The sequence below is a fragment of the Arthrobacter sp. 05L45_2 genome, from assembly GCF_056397525.1.
The window spans coordinates 1-2,619 of record NZ_JBFTNO010000284.1 but is presented as its reverse complement, the minus strand read 5'-3'; the positions used below and the strand labels follow the sequence as shown (position 1 = coordinate 2,619).

The window sequence follows — 2,619 nt, the reverse complement described above, 5'->3', positions numbered from 1 at the left end:
GCGCCGGACCCCCGGCACGCCGGCCGCCCACGCGGGTGCCGCACGGCGGACCGGCCGGCCCGCCACCGGCAGCCTCTACCGGAACAGCCTGCAACTGCTCGGCCGCGACCAGGCGCTGCTCAGTATCGATGGGCGCACCGTGACACTCTCCGCCCGGCACAGCGAGATCCTGGCGCTGCTCAGCACCCACCCGGACGGCCTGACCGCGGAGGAGCTCAGCGCCCTGCTCTACCCGCGTGACGGTTCCACCATGACCCTGCGTGCCGAGATGGTGCGGCTGCGGAAGGTCCTGCAGCAACTCAACCCCGACGCCGTCCCGGAGTCCCGCCCTTACCGGCTGCCGCTGGACCTGGTCCCGGATTCCGGCCAGGTCCTCAGCTGCCTGCAGCGCGGCGCGCACCGGATCGCGCTCGAGATCTACCGGGGCTCCGTCCTGCCGCGCTCCGAGGCGCCGGGGATCAACGCGCTCCGCCACCGGGTCTCGTCCCTGCTGCGGGAGGCCGTGCTCACCGACGGCAGCGCCGAGTCGCTGCTGAAGTACGCCGGGCTGCCGGAAGCCGCGGACGACGTCGAGGTCCGGACTGCCGCGCTGAAGCTGCTGCCGCCGCGCTCACCCAAGCGGGCCGCCGTCGTCGCGGACCTCGAACGGCTCGAAGCCGAACTCAGCGCCTGACCACACCCTGCGCGCACAATCCGGGAGGGTCCCTGCCGGGGTCTGCCGGGCGGCGTGATCCGGCTCACAGGGATGCAACCTTCTTGCAACCCCGGCGCTCCTAGGCTGGTGCCAGCGGCGGCCGCAGGACACCTGTGCCGCTCCCGCCACCCATCTTGCACAGCAAAGGAGCTCGCAATGACCGTCTACGCACAGCCCGGTACCGATGGTTCGAAGGTCACCTTCAAGGACCGCTACGAGAACTGGATCGGCGGCGAATGGGTCGCCCCGGTCAAGGGCCAGTACTTCGAAAACATCACCCCGGTGACCGGCAAGGCCTTCTGCGAGGTGGCCCGCGGTACCGCAGAGGACATCGAACTCGCGCTTGACGCCGCGCACAAGGTGGCGCCCTCGTGGGGCAAAACCTCCGTCGCCGAGCGCGCAGCCATCCTGAACAAGATCGCCGACCGGATCGACGAGAACACCGAGATGCTCGCCGTCGCCGAGTCCTGGGACAACGGCAAACCGATCCGCGAAACCCTGAACGCCGACATCCCGCTCGCCGCCGACCACTTCCGGTACTTCGCGTCGGCCGTCCGCGCCCAGGAGGGCCGGCTCTCCCAGCTCGACGACGACACCACCGCCTACCACTACCACGAGCCGCTCGGCGTCGTCGGCCAGATCATCCCGTGGAACTTCCCCATCCTGATGGCCGTCTGGAAGCTGGCTCCGGCGCTGGCCGCCGGTAACGCCGTCGTCCTCAAACCCGCCGAGCAGACACCGTCCTCCATCCTGGTGCTGATGGAACTGATCAGCGACCTGCTGCCCGCCGGCGTGGTCAACGTGGTCAACGGCTTCGGCGTGGAGGCCGGGAAGCCGCTCGCCTCCAGCCCCCGGATCCGCAAGATCGCCTTCACCGGCGAGACCACCACCGGCCGCCTGATCAGCCAGTACGCGTCCCAGAACCTGATTCCGGTCACCCTGGAGCTCGGCGGCAAGAGCCCCAACATCTTCTTCAACGACGTCGCCGACACCAACGACGCCTTCTACGACAAAGCCCTGGAAGGCTTCACGCTCTTCGCCTTCAACCAGGGTGAAGTCTGCACCTGCCCGTCCCGCGCCCTGGTCCAGGAAGGCATCTACGACTCCTTCATGGCCGACGCGCTGGCCCGCACCCAGAAGATCATCCAGGGCAACCCGCTGGACACCGACACCCAGCTCGGCGCCCAAGCCTCCAACGACCAGCTCGAGAAGATCCTCTCCTACATCGACATCGGCCAGCAGGAGGGCGCCAAGGCCCTGACCGGCGGCGCCCGCGCCGAGCTCTCCGGCGACCTGGCGGGCGGCTACTACGTCCAGCCCACCATCTTCGAAGGCCACAACAAGATGCGGATCTTCCAGGAGGAGATCTTCGGCCCGGTGGTCTCGGTGACCCGCTTCAGCGACTACAACGACGCCATGGGCATCGCCAACGACACCCTCTACGGCCTCGGCGCCGGCGTCTGGTCCCGCAACGGCAACGTCGCATACCGTGCCGGCCGCGAAATCCAGGCGGGCCGGGTGTGGGTCAACAACTACCACGCTTACCCGGCCGGTGCCGCGTTCGGCGGGTACAAGTCCTCCGGCATCGGCCGCGAGAACCACGCCATGATGCTGGACCACTACCAGCAGACCAAGAACCTCCTGGTCAGCTACAACGAGAACAAGCTCGGCTTCTTCTAAACCCGCGCGGCCCGCGCGGCGGGGCGGACCGGACAGGTCCGCCCCGCTTCGCCGGTCCCCGTTGCTCGTCTGATTCCCCACCAGGCGCCACCCCCCAACCCCCACCAGCCACCCCGACTCCCACCCCACTTCCAGGAGCAGCCACGATGACCCAAAGCAGGCTCGACGCCGCAGTGACGCAGCCCGGCGAGGACTTTTCCCGGGTGGCCCTTACCCCCGAGGCCGTGGAGCTGCTGCGCAAACTC

2 protein-coding genes and 1 pseudogene are annotated in these 2,619 nt (G+C 68.8%); all 3 read left to right on the top strand.

What is annotated here, in order from left to right; translation table 11 throughout:
- A partial coding sequence (locus tag AC1DHD_RS15465) for a helix-turn-helix domain-containing protein (RefSeq protein ID WP_476880560.1) occupies positions 1-673 on the top strand: 673 nt, incomplete at its 5' end.
- A gap of 177 nt (positions 674-850) precedes the next feature.
- The gene (gene exaC, locus AC1DHD_RS15460) at positions 851-2,374 is read left to right on the top strand and encodes an acetaldehyde dehydrogenase ExaC (RefSeq protein WP_476880559.1); all 1,524 of its coding nucleotides are present in this window, start codon (positions 851-853) and stop codon (positions 2,372-2,374) included.
- A 146-nt stretch (positions 2,375-2,520) separates the two neighbouring features.
- Positions 2,521-2,619, top strand: a pseudogene (locus AC1DHD_RS15455) (DUF779 domain-containing protein); the annotation flags it as partial.

What these genes read in the sequence shown, in the direction of transcription:
- exaC (WP_476880559.1), top strand. Translation starts at nt 851, where the DNA reads ATGACCGTCTACGCACAGCCCGGTACCGATGGTTCGAAGGTCACCTTC.